The sequence below is a fragment of the Streptomyces sp. NPDC005866 genome (assembly GCF_040629895.1).
Lineage (GTDB): Bacteria > Actinomycetota > Actinomycetes > Streptomycetales > Streptomycetaceae > Streptomyces.
Genome location: NZ_JBEXWP010000015.1, coordinates 36,264 through 61,371 on the forward strand (window position 1 = coordinate 36,264; position 25,108 = coordinate 61,371).

The following is a 25,108-nucleotide window of genomic DNA, read 5'->3' on the forward strand; positions in this document are numbered from 1 at the left end:
ATGTCGACCACTGAAACCACCGCAGCCGGCGTCGGCCCCGTCGAGGGCGCCCCCGTCTTCAACGTGGACAACCCGGCCCCCCTGATCGAGGCCCCGCGCCGGCGCACCAAGAAGAGCCCGAAGTCCACCCGGGGCAACTTCGAGATGGCCGCGTGGCTGTTCATGCGCCTGTCCGGCGTCGTGCTGGTCGTCCTGGTCCTCGGCCACCTGCTGATCCAGCTGGTGCTCGACGGCGGCGTGTCGAAGATCGGCTTCGCCTTCGTGGCCGGCCGCTGGGCGAGCCCCTTCTGGCAGGTCTGGGACCTGCTGATGCTGTGGCTCGCGATGCTGCACGGCGCCAACGGTCTGCGCACGATCATCAACGACTACGCGGAGCGCGCGAACACCCGGCTGTGGCTGAAGGGGCTGCTCTACACGGCCACGGTGTTCACCATCCTGCTGGGCACGCTGGTGATCTTCACCTTCGACCCGAACATCCGCTAGGCACGGGGCTGCGAGAATCATGAAGATCCACAAGTACGACACCGTCATCGTCGGCGCCGGCGGCGCGGGCATGCGCGCGGCCATCGAGTCGACGAAGCGCAGCCGCACCGCGGTCCTGACCAAGCTCTACCCCACCCGCTCCCACACGGGCGCCGCGCAGGGCGGTATGGCCGCCGCGCTCGCCAACGTGGAGGAGGACAACTGGGAGTGGCACACCTTCGACACGGTCAAGGGCGGTGACTACCTGGTCGACCAGGACGCCGCCGAGATCCTGGCGAAGGAGGCCATCGACGCCGTCCTCGACCTGGAGAAGATGGGCCTGCCGTTCAACCGGACGCCCAACGGGACGATCGACCAGCGCCGCTTCGGCGGTCACTCCCGCAACCACGGCGAGGCGCCGGTCCGCCGGTCCTGCTACGCGGCCGACCGCACCGGCCACATGATCCTCCAGACGCTGTACCAGAACTGCGTCAAGGAGGGCGTGGAGTTCTTCAACGAGTTCTACGTCCTGGACCAGCTGATCACCGAGGTCGACGGCGTCAAGAAGTCGGCGGGTGTGGTGGCGTACGAGCTGGCCACCGGCGAGATCCACGTCTTCCAGGCGAAGTCGGTCATCTACGCCTCCGGCGGCACCGGCAAGTTCTTCAAGGTGACGTCGAACGCGCACACCCTGACCGGTGACGGCCAGGCCGCCTGCTACCGGCGCGGGATCCCGCTGGAGGACATGGAGTTCTTCCAGTTCCACCCGACCGGCATCTGGCGCATGGGCATCCTGCTGACGGAGGGCGCCCGTGGTGAGGGCGGCATCCTCCGCAACAAGGACGGCGAGCGCTTCATGGAGAAGTACGCGCCGGTCATGAAGGACCTGGCGTCCCGTGACGTCGTCTCCCGGTCCATCTACACGGAGATCCGTGAGGGCCGCGGCTGCGGTCCCGAGGGCGACCACGTCTACCTCGACCTCACCCACCTCCCGCCGGAGCAGCTGGACGCCAAGCTCCCGGACATCACCGAGTTCGCGCGCACCTACCTCGGTATCGAGCCGTACACGGACCCGATCCCGATCCAGCCGACCGCGCACTACGCGATGGGCGGCATCCCGACGAACGTCGAGGGTGAGGTCCTGTCGGACAACGCCACGGTCGTCCCGGGCCTGTACGCGGCCGGCGAGGTCGCCTGTGTCTCCGTCCACGGCGCCAACCGCCTGGGCACCAACAGCCTCCTGGACATCAACGTGTTCGGCCGCCGGGCGGGCATCGCGGCCGCCGACTACGCGCACACGGTGAACTTCGTCGACCTCCCGGACAACCCGGCCGAGTTGGTGGTCGAGCAGATCGAGCGGCTGCGCACCTCGACGGGCAACGAGCGGGTCGCCACGCTCCGCAAGGAGCTGCAGGAGACCATGGACGCCAACGTCATGGTGTTCCGCACCGAGCAGACGATCAAGACGGCCGTGGAGAAGATCGCGGAGCTCCGCGAGCGCTACCGGAACGTCTCGATCCAGGACAAGGGCAAGCGGTTCAACACCGACCTGCTGGAAGCGATCGAGCTCGGCAACCTGCTGGACCTCGCCGAGGTCATGGCGGTCTCCGCCCTGGCCCGCAAGGAGTCCCGCGGCGGTCACTACCGCGAGGACTACCCCAACCGCGACGACGTCAACTTCATGCGCCACACCATGGCGTACCGCGAGGTGGGCGACGACGGCACCGAGTCCATCCGTCTCGATTACAAGCCGGTCGTCCAGACCCGCTACCAGCCGATGGAGCGTAAGTACTGATGGCAACCCCTGTTCTGGACAAGGCGGACGCGGCCGGCCAGCCCGAGCCCGGCTTCGCCGACTCCCCGTACATCACGGTCACCTTCCGCATCCGCCGCTTCAACCCGGAGGTCTCCTCGGACGCCGTCTGGGAAGACTTCCAGCTGGAGATCGACCCGAAGGAGCGCGTCCTCGACGGCCTCCACAAGATCAAGTGGGAGATCGACGGCACCCTCACCTTCCGCCGCTCCTGCGCCCACGGCATCTGCGGCTCGGACGCGATGCGGATCAACGGCAAGAACCGTCTTGCCTGCAAGACCCTCATCAAGGACATCAACCCCGAGAAGCCGATCACGGTCGAGCCCATAAAGGGCCTGACGGTCCTGAAGGACCTGGTCGTCGACATGGAGCCGTTCTTCCAGGCTTACCGGGACGTGATGCCGTTCCTCATCACGAACGACACCAACGAGCCGACGCGTGAGCGTCTGCAGTCGCCGGAGGACCGTGCGCGCTTCGACGACACCACGAAGTGCATCCTCTGCGCCGCGTGCACGTCGTCCTGCCCGGTCTTCTGGAACGACGGCCAGTACTTCGGCCCGGCCGCCATCGTCAACGCGCACCGCTTCATCTTCGACAGCCGTGACGAGGCGGCCGAACAGCGCCTGGAGATCCTGAACGACCGCGACGGCGTCTGGCGCTGCCGCACGACCTTCAACTGCACGGACGCCTGCCCGCGCGGCATCGAGGTCACGAAGGCGATCCAGGAGGTGAAGCGAGCGCTGATCACGCGCCGCTTCTGATCTCCCTCCCGCCACAGCAAGGGCCCCGCCTCCCGGTTCCACACCGGGGCGGGGCCCTCGCCGTTCCATCCCGCGACGGCGCTTGACCCCACCTGAACTCAACTTGAACGTCGCACACCATCGCGTCCCCCGAGCGTCGGGCAGCTTGTCGCCGGTGAAATCGCCCGGTGCGTCGGCCTGATCGCGCGTGTGACGTAGAAGACGCGGATCGCGATCGGCTGATCCGAACGGTGCACCGTTCAGGGCCCCGCTCCTCACAGGCGCGTGGCTCACGTCCGTACTCGGGGCGAGGTTCTAACCTGACGGTATGTCAGATGACGAGTCGTACGAACTGCTCGGGTTCGACAACGTGCTGTTCCCCGTCGGGGATCTCGCGGATGCCGTCGGCTTCTACGAGCGAGCCGGGTTCACGGTCGGGTTCCGGTTCGACGAGGGCGGGATCGCCCTGCTGAAGGTCGGGGGTGAGACACCCGGGATTCTGTTGCGGGCCGAGGCGGGGCTGGGGCGGCGGACGCCGGTGTGGGCCACGCCGCGACTGTGGCTGGAGGTGCCGGACGCGCGGGTGGCGGCGCGGAGGCTGGCGGAAGCCGGGGTCGCCCCGCTCGACGCGCCGTTCTCCACCGCCACCGGGTGGACCGTCGAGATCGCCGACCCCTGGGGGAACGTCCTCGGGTTCACCGACTACACCAAGCGGCCGGAGCTGGCGCGACGGGCGTGAACGGGCTCACTCCACAACGGAGTTGAACACGTTCAAAAGCAGGGCTACAGTCATCCCTGTCAGCGTTTTGAACGCGTTCAAGAAGGGGTGGGGCATGGACCTCACGGTCATCGCCTACGTCATCTACCTGCTCGTCAGCATCGGACTGACCATCTGGGTGGCCCGCACGCTCAGCCGCAACGGGCGGATCTTCCTCTCCGACGTACTGCGCGGGAACGAACAGCTCGCCGACGCCGTCAACCATCTTCTGGTCGTCGGCTTCTACCTCGTCAACCTCGGCTTCGTCGCGCTGTACCTGAACACCAGCGACAGCATCGACGACACCCGGGAGATCTTCGAGGCCCTGTCGGCCAAGCTCGGTGTCGTGCTGCTGGTGCTCGGCGTGATGCACCTCGGCAATGTGTATGTCCTCAACCGGATACGGCGGCGCGGGGCGATGGAGAAGGAACAGCTCCCGCCCGTCCCGCCGCAGGGCTGGACCGCGCCGGCGGCCGGGGCGTGAGCACCGTGCCGGCCACCGACGACCGGGGCGCCGCGCGCGTCCCGGTCCGCGGGCTCACCGTTCTCTACGACGCCGAGTGCACCCTCTGCACCCACCTGCGGGACTGGCTCGTACGGCAGCCGCAGCTGGTGCCGCTCACCCTGATCCCGGCGGCGTCGGACGAGGCCCGCGCCCGCTTCCCCGGACTCGACCACTCCGCCACGCTCGACGAGGTCACCGTCGTCGGCGACTCCGGGCAGGTCTACCGGGACACCGCCGCCTGGATCGTCGTTCTGTGGGCGCTTCGGGAGCAGCGGCCGCTGGCCCACCGGCTGAGCACACGGACCGGAGCCCGGCTGGCCCGGGGCGCGGTGCTCGCCGCGGCCCGGTGGCGGGGCGCACAGTGGGGCGGGAAGGTCTACCGGCGCGAGGCGATCAACAGGGGCGGCGCGCAGCGCCTCGTTGAGGGGCGGTGGTCGGGCGACGGGTGGGCATACGACCCGGGACTCGGGTGGATCTACGACCCTCCGGGGTGTGACGGCGGCGTCTGCGCCACTCGTTAGGCTCTGTCCGTGTCCGCGAAGAACGACGGTCCCGTCGAGGCCGGTACCCCGAGCAAGTCCGAGCAGACCCGCGCGCTGATCCTGGAGACGGCGATGCGGCTGTTCCGGGAGCGCGGCTACGAGAAGACCACGATGCGGGCCATCGCCACGGAGGCCGGGGTCTCCGTCGGTAACGCTTACTACTACTTCGCCGGCAAGGAACACCTGATCCAGGGCTTCTACGACCAGCTCGCCGCCGAGCACCGGGTGGCGGTCCGCGAGGTCCTGGACCGGGAGACCGACCTGGAGGCGCGGCTCGCGGGCGTGCTCAAGGTGTGGCTGGACATCGCCCGGCCGTACCACGAGTTCGCGGTCCACTTCTTCAAGAACGCCGCCGACCCCGACAGCCCGCTCAGCCCCTTCTCCCCCGAGAGCGAGCACGCGCGCGTGGAGGCGATCAGCGTGCACCGGGAGGTACTGGCCGGGGCGAAGACGAAGGTCGCGCCCGAACTCCGGGACGTCCTGCCCGAGCTGATGTGGCTCTCGCAGATGGGCCTCGTCCTGTACTGGATCTTCGACCGGACCGAGGGGCGCGAGCGCAGCTACCGGCTCGCCGAGCGGGGGGCCCGGCTGACCGCGCGAGGCGTCTCCCTCGCACGGTTCCGGGTGCTACGGCCGCTCGTGCTGGAGGTGCACGAACTGTTCACGGACTTCCTGCCGGGAATGACCCGGGTGCTGCCGGACCCGGCGGTCAAGGGGCGCGGGGGCGAGTGATCACTTCCGGGTGAAGCGGTTCGAAGGGGACAGTGGGTGGCTTGGCTGCCTACGATGATTTCCTCGACACCAGCCCCTGGGAGGCACGCGATGTCCGCCGCAGCCATCGAGCAGCCCTTCGACGACGAGCCGTTCTCGCTCACGGCCATCGCCGACGAGATCATGGAGCGCCATCCGGGCTACCGCGTCGAGATCATCGGAGGGCACCTCCTCGTGACCCCATCGCCGGACGCCCCGCACGCCCGCGCCCTGACCGACCTCATGGTCCCCTTTATCGCCGCTGGTCTGCACGGCGAGGAAACCGAGGTCCTCCAGAACGTGGGCCTCTGGCTGCCCACCGGAGCCGAGGACTACGCCATCCCCGACCTTTCGATCGTGGACGCCGACATCGACGACTACTTCGTCGAGAACAACGCCTACGACCCGGTCTCCTTCCGCCTCGTCCTGGAGGTCACGTCCACCAACCGGAAGGACGACCTGAAGACCAAGGCAGGCGCCTACGCCCAGGCCAAGGTGCCGGTCTACGTCATCGTCGACCGCAAGCACCAGCGCCTCCACGTGCTCACCGACCCCACCGGGGAGAAGTACGAGCACCACCGCCCGCACTCCCCCGGCGAGACCGTCACACTGCCCGAGTCGATCGGCGCCAAGGTCACCCTCGACGTGGACAAGATTCTCAAGGCCGCCCAGAAGAGGGCCGATTGACCGCGTCCACCTCCCCCTCCGCCAGCTCCACGTCGAACACCAGCGGCCCCTCGCTCACCACCACATGCCGGGCCTTCGAGCCGTACGACGCCGACGTCACCGCCAGCAGGTAGGAACCCGGCGCCGGTACCGACACGATGTAGGAGCCGTCCGCCAGGGACGTCACGCGGTCCAGTTGGCGGCCGCCCTTGGACATCAGGGTCACCGACGCGTACTCCACCGGGTCACCGTCCGCCGTACGGACGAAGCCGTGGATCACCGTGGCCGGACCGGCCGGCTCGGCGGACTCCTGAGCGGCCTCCTCCTGCGGCTCCACCGCCAGGTGCGGCAGCCGCTTCTCCAGCCAGTCCGGCAGCCACCAGTTCGATGTGCCGAGCAGATGCATCGCCGCCGGGACCAGGGCCGTACGGAGAATGAACGCGTCCAGGGCCACCGCCGCCGCCAGGCCCACGCCCGCCATCGCCGCGCCCGAGTCGCCGCTCAGGACGAAGGCCAGGAAGACACAGACCATGATCAGGGCCGCGCTGTTGATGACCCGGCTGGTCTCGGCCAGGCCGACCCGTACCGCCCGCGCGTTGTCCCTCGTGTGCACCCACTCCTCGTGCATCCGGCTCACCAGGAACACCTGGTAGTCCATCGAGAGGCCGAAGAGGAGGGACAGCATGATGACGGGGAGGAACGCGTTGATCGGGCCCTCCTTGCCGAGGCCCAGCAGGTCCAGGCCCCAGCCCCACTGGAAGACCGCTACCAGGACGCCGAAGGAGGCCGCCGCCGCGATCAGGTTCATCACCGCCGCCGTCAGCGGGACCACGAGCGAGCGGAAGGCGATCAGGAGGAGCAGGAAGCCCAGGCCGATGATGGTCGCGATGAACAACGGCAGTCGGTCGCCCGTCACCGTCGCGAAGTCCTTGGAGACCGCCGTCACGCCGCCCACATGGGCCTGGGCCCCGGCCTTCGGGATCACCTGGTCCCTGAGCGTGTCGATCAGGTCGTCCGTCTCCTTGGACTGGGGGGACGTCGTCGGGATCACCTGGATGACGGTCACGCCCTGTGCGGGCGGGAGCGCGGCGGCCCTGGCGACTCCGGAGGTCGCCTCGATGCCCTGGACCAGCTTCGCCGTGTCGCCGCCCGCGCTGACCACCTGGAGCGGGCCGTTGAAGCCGGGGCCGAAGCCCTCGGCGAGCAGGTCGTAGGCCTTCCTGGTGGTCGTGGACGCGTCGTCGTTGCCCTGGTCTGTGGCGCCGAGGCGGAGGGAGAGGACCGGGATGGCGAGGACCGCCATGACGACCACCGCGATCGCCGCGATACGCCTCGGACGCTTCTCGACGTTCACCGACCAGCGGGCCGCCAGGCCGCTCGCCCTCTCCGGTTCCGGGCCCTCGGCGGCCAGCCGGCGGCGCTGGCGGCGGCTGAGGACGCGTGGGCCGAGGATGCCTAGCAGGGCGGGGAGGAGGGTCGTGGCGGCCAGGACGCTGAGCACCACCGTCAGGGAGGTGCCGATGACCACGCCGTCCAGGAAGCGGAGCCGGGTGACCAGCATGCCGGCCAGCGCGATACAGACCGTGCCGCCCGCGAACAGCACCGCCCGGCCCGAGGTGTTGAGGGCGGCGACCGCCGACTCCTCGGGGTCCATACCGCGCAGGATGCCCTTGCGGTGCCGGGTGACGATGAACAGGGCGTAGTCGATACCGACGCCCAGGCCGATCAGGGAGGCGAGCAGCGGGGCGATGTCGGGGATGTTCGTGGTGTGGCTCAGGAGCTGGGTGGAGAACAGGCCCATGCCGACGCCGAAGACGGCGATCGCGATCGGGAGGGTCATCGCGAAGAACGAACCGAAGGCCAGGAAGAGGACGACGGCCGCCGCGATGATGCCGACCATCTCGGAGAGGCCCTGGGGCGGCTCCTGGACACGCTGGATGGCCTGGCCGCCCAACTCGACCTGGAGACCGCCGCTTTCGGCACCCTGGGCGGTGTCGACGACCTTCTGGACGAGGTCCTTGGGGATTTCGTTCGCGCGCTGGGCGAAGGTGAGCTGGGCGTATGCGATCTTGCCGTCCTGGCTGATCTGCGCGGCGCCCCGGGCGCCGGTGTAGGGGCTGGTGACCGCGCCGACGCCCTTCAGCTTCGTCATCGTGTCGAGGACCGGCTGGATCCGGCTCCGGACCGCGTGGTCCCTGACCGAGCCGTCGGTGACCTTCCAGACCACGGTGTCCGTGTCGCCCGAGGTGTCCGGGAAGGCCTTCTGCATCAGGTCGTACGCGCTCTTGGAGTCCGTGTCGGGGAGGGAGAAGACGTTCGCGTAGTTCGTGCCCGCCGTCGAGGCCGAGAAGCCCACGCCGAACAGTGCCCCCACCCACAGCAACAGGACCACCAGCCGGTGCCGATAGCACCACCGTGCCAATGCCGTCACGCTCAACAGCTCCTTGCGTCAAGTAAGTTCGGTCGGTCGGTCCCCCAGGTCCTGGGCAACAGGATTGGCGGCGGAGCCGGCGCCGGGACATGCGGCGCACATGACTCTCAAGGAACTCCAAAGCTGTGAGCACCCGGCTGTCGGTGGGGGCGCCGATACTGGGGGCATGACGGCCCCAGGGAGCACCGTGCTGATCGTGGAGGACGAGCCGAGCATCGCGGACGTCCTCGCCATCGCCCTGCGCTACCACCGGTTCGAGGTGATGACGTCCGGTACGGTCCGGGAGGCCCTCGCGCTGGCCGAGCGCACCCGCCCCGACGCGGCCCTGCTGGACGTGATGCTGCCGGACGGCGACGGACGGGCCCTGGGGCGTGAACTGCGCGCCCGGCAGCCGGACCTGGCGCTGGTCTTCCTGACCGCGCGGGACGCGCCGGCCGAGATAGTCGGCGCCCTCGGCTACGGCGACGACTACATCACCAAGCCGTTCAACATCGACGAGGTCGTCGCCCGAATCGGCGCGGTGCTGCGCCGCACCCGCCCGGCCGACGTCATCCAGCAGCGCCCGCCGCTGCGCTACGGCGACCTGGAGCTGGACGAGACGACGTACTCGGTCAACCGCGCCGGCCGCACGGTCGAGCTGACTCCGACCGAGTACGCGCTGCTGCGCTTCCTGGTGCGCAACGGCGGCCGGATCGTCTCCAAGGAGCAACTGCTCAGGCACGTCTGGCAGTACGAGCACGCGCCGTCCGAGTCGACCGTCGTGGAGACCTACATCAGCTATCTGCGGCGCAAGCTGGACGCCCTGGGCGCGCCGGTGATCACCACCCGGCGGGGCGTCGGGTACGGCCTGTCATGAACGTCGGGAAGCGCCGGCACCGGCACGGGGTGCACTCGCTGCGCGGCAAGCTGACCCTGGCCAACGTCGGCCTCCTCGCCATCGGCATCGTGGCGGCGACCACGGTCAGCATCATGGGCATGCGGCTGTACCTGCTCGACCAGGTGGACTCCTCGCTGCTCAAGATGCGGACCTCACTGGGGAGTTCGGGGCTCACCCTGCGGCAGGTCGACTCACTGGGCGCGCTCGGCGTCATCCGCGACCGGGTCGTGCCCGCGCAGTCCGACCCGGCACCGGGCTCGATCTTCACCGTGGTCGACACCCACGGCAGCGCGCTCACGGTCTTCGACATGGGGCCGACCGAGGCCCAGCGCGGTCTGGCGGCCGCCGTGCACGACCCGCGCGCCCTCGCCGCCGCCCCCGAACCGGGCGATGTCACCGTGCACGGCGCGAAGTACCGGGTGACGGCTACCCGGCTCGCCGACGGCCCCTACATCCTGCTGGCCACCTCGACCGAGCTGCTGCACGCGGGCATAGCCAGGGCGCTCCGGCTCGACTTCGCCGTCGGCACGCTGCTGCTCGCGCTGCTGGCCTGTCTGACCATGTTCAGCGTGCGGCGCCGGATGCTGCCGCTGGAGGACATGGTGGAGACGTCGTCGGCGATAGCCGAGGGCGATCTGACCCGGCGGGTGCCGTCGAGCCAGCATCCGACGGAGGAGGTCGAGCAACTGCGGCTGGCCCTCAACTCGATGCTGCACCAGGTGGAGACGGCGTACCGGACCCGCGAGCGCAGCGCGGCCCAGCTGCGCCGGTTCGTCGCCGACGCGTCGCACGAGCTGCGGACACCGCTCGCCGCCATCCGCGGCTATCTCCAGCTGTACGACAAGGGGATGCTGCGCGAGCCCGGGGAGCGGCGGCGGGCCTGGGACCGGATGCACGGCGAGGTGGACCGGATGGGCCGGCTGGTGGACGAGCTGCTCCTGCTGGCCCGGCTCGACCAGCGGCCCGAGATCCGGTTCCGGAACGTGGACGTGAGCCGGCTGGTGCGGGATGCGGCAGAGGATCTGCGGGCCCAGCAGCCGGGGCGGCCGGTGGCCGTCAGCGCCGACGGGGCGGTGCTGGTGCGGGCCGACGAGTCGGGGCTGCGGCAGGTGCTGGGGAACCTGGTGGCCAACGTGCGGACGCACACGCCTGTCGAGGCGGCGGTGCGGCTGGGAGTGGAGCGGTCGGACGGGGTGGTGCGGGTGTGTGTGGCGGACGAGGGCCCGGGGTTGGCGGAAGAGGACGCCGCGCGGATCTTCGACCGGTTCTTCCGGGTGGGGAGTGCGGAGGGAAGTGGGCTGGGGATGGCGATCGTGCAGGGAGTGGTGGACGCGCACGGCGGTGAGGTGTGGGTGCGGACAGCGCCCGGGGAGGGGCTGGCTGTGACGGTGACGCTGAGATCCGGGTGAGTTCCGGGTGCGGGGCGTACGGCCGGGGACGCTTTCAGGGCTCGGCCAACACCAGAGCCCACACCGTCTTTCCCCGTGTGCCTCTGCTCCACACCCCCCACGCCGCCGCGACCGTCTCCACCAGGTGCAGGCCCCTGCCGGTCTCGCCGTCCTCTCGTACGATCCGGAGCGGGGGCTCCACCCGCCCCTCGTCCGAGACCTCGATCAGGCACGAGCCGTCCGCCAGCGCCGTCACCGCCACCTCGAACTCCCGCTCCAGCAGCGGGCCGTGGCGTACGACGTTGGTGGCCAGCTCGGACACCAGGAGCACGGCGTCATCGACCGCCGGGTCGTCCGGGCCCTGGCCCCAGTCGGCCAGACGGTCCCGGACCCGGTGCCGGGCCAGGCCCACGGACGCCGGATGCCGGGGCAGCCGGAAGGAGTTGCGTCTCAGCACGTCTGCTCCTCACCCCACGCACACCTCCGTCACATGGTGCTGCGTCGGGTGCCCGCCCGTCAGATCCAGTTCAGACTCCACAGGCGGAACAGTCCCGTGCTGTCCGTGAGGTACTGGGTGCCGGCCACGTCCTCGCTGCTGACGACGTAGTCCGTGCGCTGCCAGAGCGGGATCAGCGGCACGTCGTTCGCCACGTCCGTCTGGATGTTGCGGAAGTCCGCGTTCACGCGGGCGCGGTCGGCGTACCGCTGGCTGTCCAGGATGAGGCCGTCGACGGCCTTGTTGCTGTAGCCGGTGCTCATCGTGGAGTCGCTGCCGACCAGGGAGGCGCCGAAGGTGTCCGGGTCGGGGTAGTCGGCGACCCAGCCGACCGCCCAGGCGTCCATCTTGCCCGTGGCCCAGGACTTCTGGAAGTCGGTCCACTCGTATCCCTTGACGTCGACCTTGAACAGGCCGCCCGCCTCCAGTTGCTTCTTCAGCGCGGCGGCCTCCTCGGCTCCCGCGCCGTGCCCGATGCCGTAGCCGAAGGAGAACTCGACCGGGGTGCTGACACCGGCCTGCTGCAGCAGCGACTTCGCCTTGGCCACGCTCTGCGACGGGTACTCGTCGAAGAAGGACGTGGTGTGGCCGGTGAGGCCGGAGGGGATCAGCGAGTACAGCGGCTCCACCGTCCCCTCGTACACGGTGGCGGCCAGCTCCTCGCGGTTGACCAGCCAGGCCAGCGCACGGCGTACCAGGACGTCGTGCAGGGACGAGTTCTTACGGGTGTTGAAGTACAGGTTGCGGGTCTCGGCGCTCTCGGCCTCCGTGACACGCTGGTTGGGGTCGCTCGGCGAGAGCTTCGACACCATGGCCGGCGGCAGCGTGCGGGTGGCGACGTCGATCTCCTTCGCCTTGTACGCACTGCTGAGCTTGGCCGAGTCGGGGTAGTAGTCCAGCTGGATGGGACGGCCGGTGCCGCCGAGGCCGCCCTTGTAGCCGCTGTTGGGCTCCAGGTCCGCCTGCTTGTCCTTCGTGTACGACGTGAGGCGGTACGGGCCGGTGCCGTCCACCGAGTTGTCGGTGCGCAGGCCGTTCGCCGGGTACCTGTCCTTGTCGACGATCGAACCGGCGCCGGTGGCCACCTTGAACGGGAACGTCGCGTCCGGGGACGACAGACGGAAGGTGACGGCCTTGCCGGCGGCGGTGACCGAGGAGAGCGTCGAGAACAGGGACGCCGGACCGACGTCGGAGTTGATCTTCTTGACCCGGTCGAAGGAGAACTTCACGTCCTCGGCGGTCATCGCCCGTCCGCTCGGGAAGGTGATCCCGTCCCGGAGGACGCAGCGGTACGTCTCCAGACCGGTGTCGGTGAACTCACAGCTCTGGGCCGCGTCCGGGACCGGCTGGACACCGCCCGGGTCGAAGGTGAGCAGTGACTGGAAGACGTTGTTGAACAACGCCCAGGAACCGGCGTCATAGGCGCCTGCCGGGTCGAGCGAGGTGACGGCGTCGGTCGTACCGACGGTGATCGCCTTGTTCTTGTTGCCCTGCGACGGCAGCAGCTGCCAGCCGCCGATGCCCACGACCGCCAGTACGAGAAGCGTCACGAGAATCCGCATGCGAACAGATCGCATGGTTGGTGCCCTCCCCAGGACCCTCACGGATCCGCTCCAGGCCCTACCCAGGCCCTCCCCAGATGCCACTCCCCTAAGTGACGCGGATCACCTAACCACAGGTGTTTCGTGTGGGGGAAGAGTGATCTGACCAGATGACGAAGAACTTACCGAGCGCTTGTTTCCGCCGGATTTCACAGCTCCTCCACAGCCACCCGGCGTTCAGGCCCGCTTCGACGCCAGTTCGATGACGGTGATGTCGGAGGGCGCCCCGACGCGCGTGGGCGGACCCCAGGCGCCGGCGCCCCGGGAGACGTACAGCTGTGTGTCGCCGTAGCGGTCGAGTCCCGCGACCGTCGGGTTGGCCGCGGCCGCGACGAAGTTGCCGGGCCAGAGCTGGCCGCCGTGGGTGTGGCCGGAGAGCTGGAGGTCGACGTGACGGCGGACGGCCTCATGGATCTCGACGGGCTGATGGGCGAGGAGCACGCAGGCGCGGGCCGGGTCGCGGCCGCCGAGCCCCCGGTCGAAGTCCGGACCCCGCCAGGGCGCGAAGCCCGCAGACGACGATCACCCCGACGGGCCTCTCCCTATGACATTCGGCGCAGTGCACGCACTCCGCGCAACCCGATGACCCCGACGACCGTCCCCAATACGAAGGAAACGACGGCCAGCGTCAGGTGGACCCAGAAGTACGCCGTGGGATGGCCGTGGTCGAAGGCGAGTCCGCTGCCGTCCTTGACGAGATTCTTGACGAAAGTGATCCAGATGAACCAGCTCCACACCCCGAAGGCGAGCAGGAACCAGGAGACCGGACGGCTGAGCTTCATGGGTTCAGTATCTCCGTCCGCTGTCCGGTTCCGTGTCCGGGGTGGGGTCGGTGGCGGGACTTCGCCCTCCGTGCCGGGTACGTTCTCGTCCGTGTCCGCATCGAAGACCCATGCCGGCCGGTCTCTGCTGGTCGCCTCCGCCGCCCTGCTGTCCCTGTCGCTCACCGCGCCGGCCGCGCTCGCCGCGCCCACGCCCTCGACCAGTCCGTCGGCCACTCCCCCGGCGCACATGTCGACGGTCGGCGGCACCCGGCTGGGGCAGCCCGGTACCCAGGTCGGTCTGGCCGCCGGCGTGCCGGTGCTGCCGAAGGACATCACGGCGCGTTCCTGGATCGTCTCCGACGCCGAGTCGGGGGAGGTGCTCGCCGCGCACAACGCGCACTGGCGGCTGCCCCCGGCGAGCACCCTGAAGATGCTGTTCGCGGACACCGTGCTGCCGCGGTTCCCGAAGTCGACCGCGCACAAGGTGGTGCCGACCGACCTCGCGGACATGGGCGCCGGTTCCAGCCTGGTGGGGATAAAGGAGGGCCAGACCTACACGGTCCACGACCTCTGGCTCGGTGTCTTCCTTCGCTCCGGCAACGACGCCGTGCATGTGCTGTCCGCGATGAACGGCGGTGTCGAGCAGACCGTCCAGGACATGCAGTCCCATGCCGACGACCTCCAGGCGCTGGACACGCATGTGGTGAGTCCGGACGGGTACGACGCGGCCGGGCAGGTGTCGTCGGCGTACGACCTGTCGCTGTTCGCCCGTTCCGGGCTGCAGAAGAAGGACTTCCGGGAGTACTGCTCGACCGTGCGGGCCGCGTTCCCGGGCGAGACGAGGAACGCCAAGGGCAAGTCGGTCCGTGAGTCCTTCGAGATCCAGAACACCAACCGGCTGCTGAGCGGCGACACCGACGTGCCGGTCTACCAGGGCATCGCGGGTGTGAAGAACGGCAACACCACCAACGCGGGCGCCACCTTCACCGGGGTCGCCGAACGGAACGGCAAGGTGCTGCTGGTCACCGTGATGAACCCGGAGAAGAAGGAGCACAACGAGGTGTACAAGGAGACCGCCAAGCTCTTCGACTGGGGTTTCCAGGCGGTCGGCAAGACCACTCCGGTGGGTGAACTGGTCCCGCCGAAGGGGGCCGTGGACTCCACTGCCCAGCCGGGGGCGACCGCCTCGGCGTCCCCGTCCGGTTCCGGGAAGGGCGCCGGGTCCACTCCGGTGGCAGCCGCCTCCTCCGGCGGCTCCAGCGGGGTCGGGGTCGCGCTGGCGATCGCCGGCGGGGCGCTGGTGCTGCTCGTGAGCGCGGCGTACCTGGTCAACCGCCGTTGGCCGCTGCCGGATCTGGTGCGCCGGCGGACTCGTCCGTGACCTCGGTGCTGCTCTCCGTGGCCGTCCAGGAGGCGCAGAACAGGACGAGTTTCGCGGTGAAGTTGATCCACAGCAGCAGGGCGACCGGGACGCCGAACGCGCCGTACATGCTCTTCGCGGCGACGCCCTGTATATAGCCGCTGAGCAGCAGCTTGAGGAGTTCGAAGCCGACCGCGCCGATCAGGGCCGCGACCAGCAGGCGGCGGCGCGGGGGTTCGACCCCGGGCAGCAGGGTGAGGACGTAGAGCAGGACCAGGAAGTCGGCGGCCACCGCGACGACGAACGCGACGATGCGCAGCAGCAGGCTGCCCCAGCCGTGTTCGGCGAGGCCGAGCTGTCCCGCCGTCCAGCCGACCGCCGCCGAGGCGATCGTGGACACGGCGAGGGTGACCAGCAGCGCGCCGCCGAGGCCGACCAGGATGCCGGCGTCCACGGCCTTGGCAAGGATCGGGTTCTCCTCCTTGTCGGGCAGTTCCCACACCGCGCGCAGACAGTCCCGCATCTGGCCGACCCAGCCGATGCCGGTGAACAGCAGGACGGCACCGGCGATGAGACCGACGGTCCCGGCGTTCTGCACCAGGGAGTTGATGTCCAGCTGGTCGGAGATCCCCGGGAACTGGTCGGCGATCTTGTTCTGCAGGGTGTGCTGCCGTGACTCGCTCAGCGTGGCCGCGGCGATCGCGGCGGCCACGGTCAGCAGCGGGAAGAGCGCGACGAAGCTGATGAAGGTCATGGCGGCGGCCAGCCGGGTCCACTTCACCCGGTCCAGCCGCTCGTACGACCGCCACGCGTGCGTGCCCGCCAGCCAGCCCACGAGCGGGCCGACGACGGGGATCTTTCTCAGCCACTCCATGATCCGACTCTGCCCCCTGCGCGGAATACCAATGTGCGGGTACCCCAGAAGCGCAGGATTGTGGCGAGCGCCATGCCGATGACCGCGCCGGATACGGTGTCGGCGCGCTGTGAGGTGAGGCCGAGGCCGTAGTGGCTGACGGCGAGGCAGAGGAGCTGGACCAGGGCGCCGGCGAGGTTCACGGCGACGAAGACGACGTAGGGGCGCGTCCCGGGCACGCGCGCGTGGCGGTAGGTGCCGCGCGCGTTGCCGAGGTAGGCGACCGTACAGCCCGCCAGGAAGGACAGGGACTTGGCGGTGAGCGGGTCGAGGGCGGCCGGACCGCGCAGGCAGCTGAAGAGGGTGAGGTCGGCGGTGTAGGCGAGCAGGCCGACGGTCGCGAAGCCGATCAGCTCGCGCGGGTGCGCGGTCACCAGTGGGCCACCGCGAGCCCGTACATAGCGAGCCAGGCCAGGCCGATCAGGGCGAGGGCGCGGTCGCGCAGGACGACATCCTCTGGTTCGCCGGCGGTGCCCCGGTCGGCGAAGACGGCGTAGCGCAGGATCGCCAGGATGAAGGCGACCATGGACAGCTGACGCCACGGCAACAGGCCCGCGGCGGCGGTGCGGTGGCCCTCCAGGGCCCACAGACAGTAGGCGAGGACGGCGACGCCGGCCGCGAGCTGCCAGACGAAGCGGAGGTAGCCGGTGGTGTATTCGGTGAGCAACGCGCGCGTGGCGCCCGCTTTTCCGGCCAGTTGCACGGCCTCGGAGTAGCGCTTGGCCGACACCATGAAGAGCGCGCCGAAGCCGGTGGTGATCAGGAACCAGCGGGACAGCGGGATGCCGAGCGCGACCCCGCCGATCACCGCCCGCATCAGGAAGCCGGTGGTGACGACGACGAGGTCGACCACCAGGACGTGCTTCAGGACGACGCAGTACGCCAGTTGCATGCCCAGGTAGGCGATCAGGAGGGCGGGGACGAGGGGCGGGGTAAGCCGGACCGCGAGCAGGGGTCCGAGGACTGCCAGGACGCCTCCCGCCGCGTAGGCGACGGGGACCGGAACCTGCCCCGCCGCGACGGGGCGGCGGCACTTGGTGGGGTGGGCGCGGTCGGCGTCCGCGTCCCGGGCGTCGTTGATCAGGTAGACGGCGGCGGCGCAGGCCGTGAAGAGGGCGAAGGTGAGGGTGAGGGTGAGGAGCGCGTGCGCGGAGAAGAGCCGGCCGGCGGCGGCCGGGGCGGCGATGACGAGGGTGTTCTTGACCCACTGCTTGGGGCGGGTGGTCTTCAGCAGGCCCTTGAGGAGACCGCCGGGGGTGACCCGCGCGCGTGCCGCTCCGTGCGGCTGGGCGGGGTGGCCGCGCTGCTCGTGCAGATTCGTTTCAGCAAGGGCGTCGGCGGTCGCTTCCGTGGCGGCGTGCGCGGTCTCGGTCACACCCGCCTCCCCGCGCACGAGGCAGCCGGCACTCCCCCGCGCATCCACCGCTCCCCGGCGCGCGCCGTGAGCGCCCCCAGGGCCGCGCCCGCCGCGACGTCCGTCGGGTAGTGCACGCCGACGACCAGTCGGGAGAGGCACATGGCGGCCGCCAGGGGGGCGAGGGCGGGCGCGCCGAGCGCGCCGAAGGCGACGGCCGCGGCCGTGGCGGAGGTGGCGTGCGAGCTGGGGAAGGAGTGCCGGCCCGCGGTGCGCACCCGGGGCCGGACATGCGCGGGGCGCGCACGGCGCACGATCCGTTTGACGCCCATGCTGCCGAGGTGCGCGCCCGCGACCAGCGCCGTGCCACGCAACCAGGCGCCGCGCCGCGCACCGTCCACGGCGGCCCCGGCGAGGCCCGCCGCGAGCCAGAGCGCGCCGTGCTCACCGGCGAGGGAGAGACCGCACGCGGCGGACGCGACGCGTGGATCGGCACCGCAGGCGTGCAGTGCGGAGAGGATCCGGTGGTCCATGTCGTCCATTGGACTCACTGTTCACCGTCACAGCGCCAAATCTACGACCATATTGAGCGACATTTCGATAATCACCCGTTTCGGGGAGTCAGGTGATCTTCCTTAACAAATCGCCAATAACGCCTATAACACCCATACGGCAGCGATACGGTCGTCCTCATGCCTGGAAAGCCTGGAGGGCCCGCAGGTCCCGCCGAGCCCGAAACCGCCGTCCCCGTCACCGGCTGGGGCCGCACCGCCCCCACCGCCGCCCACCTGATCCGCCCCCGGACCTACCAGGAGGCGGCGAACGCGATCCGGAACTGCGGGGCGCGCGGCGGTATCGCGCGAGGTCTGGGACGCGCGTACGGGGACGCGGCGCAGAACGCCGGCGGTGCCGTGCTCGACATGACGGGCCTCGACCGCATCCACGCCATCGACGCCGACGGCGGCACACTCCTGTGCGACGCGGGGATCTCCCTGCACCGCCTGATGGAGGTGCTGCTGCCGCTCGGCTGGTTCGTCCCGGTGACCCCGGGGACCCGCCAGGTGACGGTGGGCGGCGCGATCGGCGCCGACATCCACGGCAAGAACCACCATGTCTCGGGATCCTTCTCCCGTCACGTGCTGTCCTTCGAACTCCTCACCGCCGACGGCCAGGTCCGCACGGTGAGCCGCGGCACCCCGCTGTTCGACGCGACGGCCGGCGGCATGGGTCTGACCGGAGTGATCCTCACGGCGACCATCCGCCTCCTTCCGGTCGAGACGTCGTACATGTCCGTCGACACGGAACGCGCCACCGACCTCGACGACCTGATGGCCCGCCTGACCACCAGGGACCACCGCTACCGCTACTCGGTCGCCTGGATCGACCTGCTGGCGCGCGGGGCGGCGACCGGGCGCGCGGTGCTCACCCGGGGCGACCACGCACCCCGGGAGGCGCTCGGCAAGGGCACACGCGCCGGACGTGCACCACTTGCCTTCCGCCCCCGCCGGCTCCCGGCCGCCCCCGCGTTCGTGCCCGAAGGCCTCCTGGGCCGCACCTCCGTCGGCCTCTTCAACGAGCTCTGGTACCGCAAGGCGCCACGCGCGCGTACCGGCCAGCTCCAGAGCATCCCCGCGTTCTTCCACCCCCTGGACGGCGTCCCGCACTGGAACCGCGTCTACGGCCGAGGCGGATTCGTGCAGTACCAGTTCGTCGTCGGGTACGGCCAGGAGGACGCCCTGCGCCGGATCGTGGCCCGTCTCTCCGAGCGCCGCTGCCCGTCCTTCCTGGCCGTCCTCAAGCGCTTCGGCGACGCCGACCCCGGCTGGCTCTCCTTCCCCGTGCCCGGCTGGACCCTCGCCCTCGACATCCCGGCCGCCCTGCCCGGCCTCGGCGCGTTCCTCGACGAGCTGGACGAGGAGGTCGCGGGCGCCGGGGGCCGCGTCTACCTCGCCAAGGACGCCCGGCTGCGCCCCGACCTGCTCGCCGCGATGTATCCGCGGCTGGCCGACTTCCGTGCCCTGCGTGCGGAGTTGGACCCGCGCGGGGTGTTCGTCTCCGACCTGTCCCGCCGTCTCGGTCTCTAGTCCCCCGTCTTCAGGAGCTGTCGTGAAGGACGCCTTCGGAATGCCCCAGTCCCTGCTCGTCCTCGGCGGTACGTCCGAGATCGCGCTGGCCACCGCGCGCCGGCTGATCGCCCGCCGTACCCGCACGGTCTGGCTGGCCGGCCGCCCCTCCCCCGCGCTGGACCGCGCCGCCGATCATCTGCGCACCCTCGGCGCCGACGTCCACACGGTGCCCTTCGACGCGCTCGACCCCGAGTCCCACGAGACCGTCCTCGGCAAGGTCTTCGCCGAGGGTGACATCGACCTGGTGCTGTTCGCCTTCGGCGTCCTGGGCGACCAGGCGACCGACGAGCGGGAGCCGGTGAAGGCGGTGCGGGTGGCGCAGACCAACTACACGGGTGCCGTCTCGGCGGGCCTGGTCAGCGCACGGGCCCTGCAGACGCAGGGCCACGGCTCACTGGTGGTGCTGTCGTCGGTCGCCGGGGAACGGGCCCGCCGCTCCAACTTCATCTACGGCTCCAGCAAGGCCGGCCTGGACGCGTTCGCACAGGGCCTGGGCGACGCCCTGCACGGGACGGGCGTGCACGTGATGGTCGTACGGCCGGGGTTCGTGCGGTCGAGGATGACGGCGGGACTGGAGGAAGCGCCGCTGGCCACGACTCCGGAGGCGGTGGCGACGGCGATCGAGACGGGGCTGCGGAGGCGGTCGGAGCTGGTGTGGGTGCCAGGAGCCCTGCGGGTGGTGATGGCGGCGCTGCGGCATGCTCCGCGCTCCGTGTTCCGGCGGTTGCCGATCTAGTCGGCCACCGGTCGGCTACCGGCTCGCGATGGTCCCGCGCTCCACGTGCCCCGCCTGTGGCGGCACCACGGAGCCCCCGAACGCATACTCGTGCAGCTTCCGCCACACACCGTCGGAACCCTGCTCGTACAGCGCGAACCCCATGCAGGACCACTCGGCCTCGTAGTCCGCCAGCTCGGCGAAGGCCCGGTCCATCGCCGCCTCGTCGATCCCGTGAGCGACGGTGACATGCGGGTGGTACGGGAACTGCAGCTCGCGGTCCAGCGGCCCGGACGCGGCCCGGACCCGCTGCTGAAGCCAGGCACAGTCGTCCGCCCCCTGGACCACCCGGACGTAGACGACCGGCGAAAGGGGCCGGAACGTGCCCGTACCGCACAGGCGCATCGGGAAAGGCCGGCCCACCGCGGCGACCTCGCTGAGGTGGGCCTGAACGGCGGCCAGCTTTTCCTCGGCGATCTCCGTGGGCGGCAGCAGCGTGACGTGGGTGGGGATGCCGTGGGCCGCGGCGTCGCCGAAGCCCGCGCGCCGCTCCTGGAGCAGGCTGCCATGAGGCTCCGGGACCGCGATCGACACGCCGATCGTTACGGTCCCCACGTCATCTCCTGTCGGTCGTGGTGGTCGGACGTGTGTCGGGTTCGTACCCCACCGTCCGGCTATCGACTTTACGGCCACGGCCGCCTTCCGGGCAGCCGTGGCCGAAGTGATGTGCAGCGCTCCCGTGCGCTCCCCGGAGCGCCCCGGGCGCCCCCGGCGCCCCGCTCAGTGCTTGGCCGGCAGGAAGCCCACCCTGTCGTAGGCCTGGGTCAGCGTCTCCGCGGCGACGGCGCGGGCCTTCTCCGCGCCCTTGGCCAGGATCGAGTCGAGCGTCTCCGGGTCGTCCAGGTACTGCTGGGTGCGCTCCCGGAACGGGGTCACGAAGTCGGTCATGATGTCGGCGAGGTCCGTCTTGAGCGCGCCGTACATCTTGCCCTCGTACTCCTGCTCCAGCTCGGCGATCGACTTGCCGGTGAGGGTGGAGTGGATGGTGAGGAGGTTGCTGACGCCCGGCTTGTGCTCCACGTCGTAGCGGATGACCGTGTCGGTGTCGGTGACCGCGCTCTTGACCTTCTTCGCCGTCGTCTTCGGGTCGTCGAGGAGGTTGATGAGGCCCTTCGGCGTGGACGCCGACTTGCTCATCTTGATCGCCGGATCCTGGAGGTCGTAGATCTTCGCCGTCTCCTTGAGGATGTACGGCTTCGGGATCACGAACGTCTCGCCGAAGCGGCCGTTGAAGCGCTCGGCGAGGTCGCGGGTGAGCTCGACGTGCTGGCGCTGGTCCTCACCGACGGGCACCTCGTGGGCCTGGTAGAGCAGGATGTCGGCGACCTGGAGGATCGGGTACGTGAACAGGCCGACGCTCGCGCGGTCCGTGCCCTGCTTGGCCGCCTTGTCCTTGAACTGGGTCATCCGGCCGGCCTCGCCGAAGCCGGTGAGGCAGTTCATGACCCAGGCGAGCTGGGCGTGCTCCGGGACGTGGCTCTGCACGAAGAGGGTGCAGCGGTCCGGGTCCAGGCCGGCGGCGAGCAGCTGGGCCGCGGCGAGACGGGTGTTGGCGCGCAGGTCGGCGGGGTCCTGCGGGACCGTGATCGCGTGCAGGTCGACGACCATGTAGAAGGCGTCGTGGGACTCCTGGAGGGCCACCCACTGGCGGACGGCGCCGAGGTAGTTGCCGAGGTGGAACGAGCCGGCGGTGGGCTGGATACCGGAGAGCACGCGGGGTCGATCAGAGGCCATGCTCACCATTCTCTCAGAGGGAGAGGGTGGGAACGGCCCGCCGGGTGGGGGGTGATTACGGAGCGCGGGGACTGCGGCGCCGTCGGGGCTGGTCGCGCCACGCGGCGGTAGCCGCACATCGCAACCAGCCCCGCGCCCCCTGTCGGGGCGCTGCCCCTGACCGGCGTTGATCAGCCCAGGTCGATCTCCGGGTAGAGCGGGAAGCCGGCCACCAGGTCCGTCGCGCGATGGGCGATCTCCTGCGCGACCTTCTCGTCCAGGACGTGCGAGGCCTTGCTCGGGGCACCCGACTTGGTGGTGCCCGGCTCTGTCGCCGTCAGGACACGGTCGATCAGGCCCGCCACCTCGTCCATCTCGGCCGTGCCCAGGCCGCGCGTGGTCAGCGCGGGGGTGCCGATGCGGATGCCGGAGGTGTACCAGGCGCCGTTCGGGTCGGCCGGAATCGCGTTGCGGTTGGTGACGATGCCGGAGTCGAGGAGGGCCGTCTCCGCCTGGCGGCCGGTGAGGCCGTAGGACGTCTCGACGTCGATCAGGTTGAGGTGGTTGTCCGTGCCGCCCGTGACCAGGGTGGCGCCCCGGCGCATCAGGCCCTCGGCCAGCGCACGGGAGTTGTCGACGATCCGCTGGGCGTATTCCTGGAAGGAGGGCCGGCGGGCCTCGGCCAGGGCGACGGCCTTGGCGGCCATGACGTGCGGGAGCGGGCCGCCGAGGACCATCGGGCAGCCGCGGTCGACCTGGTCCTTGAGGGAGTCGTCGCACAGGACCATGCCGCCGCGCGGGCCGCGCAGCGACTTGTGGGTGGTGGTCGTCACGATCTGGGCGTGCGGGACCGGGTCGAAGTCACCGGTGAGGACCTTGCCGGCGACCAGGCCCGCGAAGTGCGCCATGTCGACCATCAGGGTCGCGCCGACCTCGTCGGCGATCTCGCGCATGATCCGGAAGTTCACCAGACGCGGGTACGCGGAGTAGCCGGCCACGATGATCAGCGGCTCGAAGTCGCGGGCCTGGGCGCGCAGGGCGTCGTAGTCGATCAGGCCGGTCGCCGGGTCGGTGCCGTAGGAGCGCTGGTCGAACATCTTGCCCGAGATGTTCGGGCGGAAGCCGTGCGTGAGGTGGCCGCCCGCGTCCAGGGACATGCCGAGCATCCGCTGGTTGCCGAACGCCTGGCGCAACTCGGCCCAGTCGGCCTCGGAGAGGTCGTTGACCTGGCGGGCGCCGGCCTTCTCCAGGAAGGGGGCCTCGACACGGTCGGCGAGGACGGCCCAGAAGGCGACCAGGTTGGCGTCGATGCCGGAGTGCGGCTGGACGTAGGCGTGCTGGGCGCCGAACAGCTCGCGGGCGTGCTCGGCGGCGAGCGCCTCGACGGTGTCGACGTTGCGGCAGCCGGCGTAGAAGCGGCGGCCGACGGTTCCCTCGGCGTACTTGTCGCTGAACCAGTTGCCCATCGCGAGCAGCGTCGCCGGGGAAGCGTAGTTCTCGGAGGCGATCAGCTTGAGCATCTCGCGCTGGTCGGCGACCTCCTGGCCGATGGCGTCGGCGACCCGCGGCTCGACCGCGCGGATCACATCGAGGGCTGCGCGGTACGCGGTGGACTCGGTGGACAGGGGCTCGGACATTCGGGACCTCCGGACATGGCGTTCGGCGTTCACGGTTCGGCCCAGGCGCACGGCACTCGATCCAGCGAGGGCCGCTCCCCGATGGTCGGTCCCATCCCAGCGCGCCAGTCACGGCCCGCTGGTCACACTACCCGGCACGCCGGGTCCAGGGGCCGTGGCGTCCACCAGTCGGGCAGGACCAGAGGGTAGTAAGGGGGACACCTCGCCGCGTTCTCTGGAGTCGCCGTGACCACTACGGAAGCCCTCATCGCCGCCGCCGACATGCACAGCGCGCACAACTACGACCCGCTGCCGGTGGTGATCGCCACGGCCGACGGGGCCTGGATGACGGACGTCGAGGGGCGCCGGTATCTGGACTTCCTGGCCGGCTACTCGGCGCTGAACTTCGGGCACGGTCACCCCCGGCTGGTCGCGGCGGCGAAGGCGCAGCTGGAGCGGGTGACGCTGACGTCCCGGGCCTTCCACCACGACCGGTTCGCCGCGTTCTGCAGGGAGCTGGCCGAGCTGTGCGGGATGGAGATGGTGCTGCCGATGAACACGGGGGTGGAGGCGGTGGAGACCGCCGTGAAGACCGCCCGGAAGTGGGGGTACCGGGTGAAGGGGGTGCCGGCGGAGATGGCGAAGGTGGTGGTCGCCGGCGGCAACTTCCACGGCCGTACGACGACGGTGATCAGCTTCTCGACCGATCCGGAGGCACGGGCGGACTTCGGGCCGTACACGCCCGGCTTCGAGATCGTGCCGTACGGCGACCTGACCGCCATGCGGGGCGCGTTGACCGAGAACACGGTCGCCGTGCTGCTGGAGCCGATCCAGGGCGAGTCCGGGGTGATCGTGCCGCCGGAGGGCTATCTGGCGGGGGTGCGGGAGCTGACCCGCGAGAGGAATGCGCTGTTCATCGCGGACGAGATCCAGTCCGGGCTCGGGCGGACCGGGCGGACCTTCGCGTGCGAGCACGAGGGGGTCGTACCGGATGTGTACGTTCTCGGGAAGGCGCTCGGGGGCGGGGTGCTGCCGGTGTCGGCGGTGGTGGCGCCGGCCGAGGTGCTGGGGGTTTTCCGGCCCGGCGAGCACGGGTCCACCTTCGGGGGGAATCCGCTGGCCTGTGCGGTGGCCCTCGAGGTCATCGCGATGCTGCGGACCGGGGAGTTCCAGGAGCGGGCGGCCGAGTTGGGTGAGGTGCTGCACCGGCGGCTGGCGGAGTTCACCGGAAGCGGGCGGGTGACGGCCGTGCGCGGGCGGGGGCTCTGGGCGGGGATGGACATCGACCCCGGGGTGGGGTCGGGGCGGATGGTGTCGGAGCGGTTGATGGAGCGGGGGGTGCTGGCGCAGGACACACATGGGGCGACCGTGCGGATCGCTCCGCCGCTGGTGGTCGAGCAGGAGGACCTGGAGTGGGGGCTTGAGCGGTTGTGGGAGGTCCTGGGTGCCTGAGGGGGGC

General features: G+C 70.3%; 25 protein-coding genes, 1 pseudogene and 1 riboswitch. Of the genes and pseudogenes, 14 read left to right on the forward strand and 12 right to left on the reverse strand.

Translation table 11 applies throughout. The features are described 5' to 3' along the window. The 8 genes from ABZ396_RS22495 to ABZ396_RS22530 all read left to right on the forward strand — a co-directional run bounded on the left by ABZ396_RS22495 (position 1) and on the right by ABZ396_RS22530 (position 6,256). Positions 1-483, forward strand: coding sequence for a succinate dehydrogenase hydrophobic membrane anchor subunit (locus tag ABZ396_RS22495; protein ID WP_358915839.1), 483 nt, complete (start codon positions 1-3; stop codon positions 481-483). A gap of 19 nt (positions 484-502) precedes the next feature. Continuing rightward, positions 503-2,257, forward strand: a complete 1,755-nt coding sequence (gene sdhA, locus ABZ396_RS22500; protein ID WP_358915841.1) for a succinate dehydrogenase flavoprotein subunit — start codon at positions 503-505, stop codon at positions 2,255-2,257. Continuing rightward, on the forward strand, positions 2,257-3,036 hold the full coding sequence (locus ABZ396_RS22505) for a succinate dehydrogenase iron-sulfur subunit (RefSeq protein ID WP_358915842.1): 780 nt from the start codon (positions 2,257-2,259) through the stop codon (positions 3,034-3,036). Before sdhA ends, ABZ396_RS22505 begins: the two co-directional genes overlap by 1 nt. Positions 3,037-3,343: 307 nt before the next feature. After that, the gene (locus tag ABZ396_RS22510; protein ID WP_358915844.1) at positions 3,344-3,754 is read left to right on the forward strand and encodes a VOC family protein; all 411 of its coding nucleotides are present in this window, start codon (positions 3,344-3,346) and stop codon (positions 3,752-3,754) included. A gap of 94 nt (positions 3,755-3,848) precedes the next feature. Continuing rightward, positions 3,849-4,256, forward strand: coding sequence for a hypothetical protein (locus ABZ396_RS22515; RefSeq protein WP_358915846.1), 408 nt, complete (start codon positions 3,849-3,851; stop codon positions 4,254-4,256). Then, positions 4,253-4,798: a DCC1-like thiol-disulfide oxidoreductase family protein gene (locus ABZ396_RS22520; RefSeq protein WP_358915848.1), complete on the forward strand. Its 546-nt coding sequence runs from the start codon at positions 4,253-4,255 to the stop codon at positions 4,796-4,798. The genes ABZ396_RS22515 and ABZ396_RS22520 overlap by 4 nt, the downstream gene beginning before the upstream one ends. 9 nt (positions 4,799-4,807) lie before the next feature. After that, complete coding sequence (locus ABZ396_RS22525) at positions 4,808-5,551, forward strand: TetR family transcriptional regulator (protein ID WP_358915850.1); 744 nt, start codon at positions 4,808-4,810, stop codon at positions 5,549-5,551. 90 nt (positions 5,552-5,641) lie between these two features. After that, positions 5,642-6,256 (forward strand): Uma2 family endonuclease, encoded by a 615-nt coding sequence (locus ABZ396_RS22530; protein WP_358915852.1) that lies wholly within the window; start codon positions 5,642-5,644, stop codon positions 6,254-6,256. Here ABZ396_RS22530 and ABZ396_RS22535 read toward each other — a convergent pair. Then, positions 6,228-8,657 carry an MMPL family transporter gene (locus ABZ396_RS22535; protein ID WP_358915923.1) on the reverse strand — a complete coding sequence of 810 codons (2,430 nt, stop codon included), beginning with the start codon at positions 8,655-8,657 and terminating at the stop codon, positions 6,228-6,230. The two genes, ABZ396_RS22530 and ABZ396_RS22535, sit on opposite strands and share 29 nt — an antisense overlap. Positions 8,658-8,832: 175 nt before the next feature. On the opposite strand from ABZ396_RS22535, the gene ABZ396_RS22540 reads away from it, so the two are divergent. Then, a complete protein-coding gene (locus tag ABZ396_RS22540; protein WP_358915854.1) occupies positions 8,833-9,522 on the forward strand; it encodes a response regulator transcription factor in 690 nt (229 codons plus the stop codon). Then, the gene (locus tag ABZ396_RS22545) at positions 9,519-10,952 is read left to right on the forward strand and encodes a HAMP domain-containing sensor histidine kinase (protein ID WP_358915855.1); all 1,434 of its coding nucleotides are present in this window, start codon (positions 9,519-9,521) and stop codon (positions 10,950-10,952) included. The genes ABZ396_RS22540 and ABZ396_RS22545 overlap by 4 nt, the downstream gene beginning before the upstream one ends. A 34-nt stretch (positions 10,953-10,986) precedes the next feature. Here the strand turns inward: ABZ396_RS22545 and ABZ396_RS22550 are convergent, their stop codons facing one another. From ABZ396_RS22550 to ABZ396_RS22565, 4 genes and pseudogenes are all read right to left on the reverse strand, one after another. After that, positions 10,987-11,388, reverse strand: a complete 402-nt coding sequence (locus tag ABZ396_RS22550) for an ATP-binding protein (RefSeq protein WP_358915857.1) — start codon at positions 11,386-11,388, stop codon at positions 10,987-10,989. Between the two features lie 59 nt (positions 11,389-11,447). Continuing rightward, positions 11,448-13,004, reverse strand: coding sequence for an ABC transporter substrate-binding protein (locus tag ABZ396_RS22555; RefSeq protein WP_358915859.1), 1,557 nt, complete (start codon positions 13,002-13,004; stop codon positions 11,448-11,450). A 201-nt stretch (positions 13,005-13,205) separates the two neighbouring features. Further along, positions 13,206-13,523, reverse strand: a pseudogene (locus ABZ396_RS22560) (metallophosphoesterase); the annotation flags it as partial. 47 nt (positions 13,524-13,570) lie between these two features. Next, positions 13,571-13,810, reverse strand: coding sequence for a hypothetical protein (locus ABZ396_RS22565; RefSeq protein ID WP_358915861.1), 240 nt, complete (start codon positions 13,808-13,810; stop codon positions 13,571-13,573). Here ABZ396_RS22565 and ABZ396_RS22570 point away from each other — a divergent pair. After that, complete coding sequence (locus ABZ396_RS22570) at positions 13,749-15,173, forward strand: D-alanyl-D-alanine carboxypeptidase (protein ID WP_358915863.1); 1,425 nt, start codon at positions 13,749-13,751, stop codon at positions 15,171-15,173. The two genes, ABZ396_RS22565 and ABZ396_RS22570, sit on opposite strands and share 62 nt — an antisense overlap. Here the strand turns inward: ABZ396_RS22570 and ABZ396_RS22575 are convergent. The 4 genes from ABZ396_RS22575 to ABZ396_RS22590 form a co-directional block, all read right to left on the reverse strand. Further along, positions 15,121-16,026 (reverse strand): YihY/virulence factor BrkB family protein, encoded by a 906-nt coding sequence (locus ABZ396_RS22575; RefSeq protein ID WP_358915865.1) that lies wholly within the window; start codon positions 16,024-16,026, stop codon positions 15,121-15,123. The genes ABZ396_RS22570 and ABZ396_RS22575 overlap by 53 nt on opposite strands. Further along, complete coding sequence (locus ABZ396_RS22580; RefSeq protein WP_358915867.1) at positions 16,014-16,439, reverse strand: GtrA family protein; 426 nt, start codon at positions 16,437-16,439, stop codon at positions 16,014-16,016. Before ABZ396_RS22580 ends, ABZ396_RS22575 begins: the two co-directional genes overlap by 13 nt. Then, entirely contained in the window at positions 16,436-17,299 is an 864-nt protein-coding gene (locus ABZ396_RS22585) for a decaprenyl-phosphate phosphoribosyltransferase (RefSeq protein ID WP_358915924.1), read from the reverse strand. The genes ABZ396_RS22580 and ABZ396_RS22585 overlap by 4 nt, the downstream gene beginning before the upstream one ends. 137 nt (positions 17,300-17,436) lie before the next feature. After that, a complete protein-coding gene (locus tag ABZ396_RS22590) occupies positions 17,437-17,961 on the reverse strand; it encodes a phosphatase PAP2 family protein (protein ID WP_358915869.1) in 525 nt (174 codons plus the stop codon). 150 nt (positions 17,962-18,111) lie between these two features. On the opposite strand from ABZ396_RS22590, the gene ABZ396_RS22595 reads away from it, so the two are divergent. Both ABZ396_RS22595 and ABZ396_RS22600 read left to right on the forward strand, forming a co-directional pair. Further along, a complete protein-coding gene (locus ABZ396_RS22595) occupies positions 18,112-19,503 on the forward strand; it encodes an FAD-binding oxidoreductase (protein ID WP_358915871.1) in 1,392 nt (463 codons plus the stop codon). 22 nt (positions 19,504-19,525) lie between these two features. Further along, positions 19,526-20,281 (forward strand): decaprenylphospho-beta-D-erythro-pentofuranosid-2-ulose 2-reductase, encoded by a 756-nt coding sequence (locus ABZ396_RS22600; protein WP_358915873.1) that lies wholly within the window; start codon positions 19,526-19,528, stop codon positions 20,279-20,281. A gap of 15 nt (positions 20,282-20,296) precedes the next feature. Here ABZ396_RS22600 and ABZ396_RS22605 read toward each other — a convergent pair whose 3' ends face one another. The 3 genes from ABZ396_RS22605 to ABZ396_RS22615 all read right to left on the reverse strand — a co-directional run bounded on the left by ABZ396_RS22605 (position 20,297) and on the right by ABZ396_RS22615 (position 23,721). After that, positions 20,297-20,875, reverse strand: coding sequence for a 2'-5' RNA ligase family protein (locus tag ABZ396_RS22605; protein ID WP_358915874.1), 579 nt, complete (start codon positions 20,873-20,875; stop codon positions 20,297-20,299). A 165-nt stretch (positions 20,876-21,040) separates the two neighbouring features. Further along, the gene (gene trpS / locus ABZ396_RS22610) at positions 21,041-22,054 is read right to left on the reverse strand and encodes a tryptophan--tRNA ligase (protein ID WP_358915876.1); all 1,014 of its coding nucleotides are present in this window, start codon (positions 22,052-22,054) and stop codon (positions 21,041-21,043) included. Between the two features lie 170 nt (positions 22,055-22,224). Next, on the reverse strand, positions 22,225-23,721 hold the full coding sequence (locus tag ABZ396_RS22615; protein ID WP_358915878.1) for a glycine hydroxymethyltransferase: 1,497 nt from the start codon (positions 23,719-23,721) through the stop codon (positions 22,225-22,227). Then, a riboswitch (ZMP/ZTP riboswitch) is annotated at positions 23,703-23,792 on the reverse strand. (Overlaps the previous gene by 19 nt.) A gap of 103 nt (positions 23,793-23,895) precedes the next feature. On the opposite strand from ABZ396_RS22615, the gene rocD reads away from it, so the two are divergent. Beyond that, positions 23,896-25,101 carry an ornithine--oxo-acid transaminase gene (gene rocD / locus ABZ396_RS22620; protein ID WP_358915880.1) on the forward strand — a complete coding sequence of 402 codons (1,206 nt, stop codon included), beginning with the start codon at positions 23,896-23,898 and terminating at the stop codon, positions 25,099-25,101. The last annotated feature ends 7 nt before the right edge of the window (positions 25,102-25,108 follow it).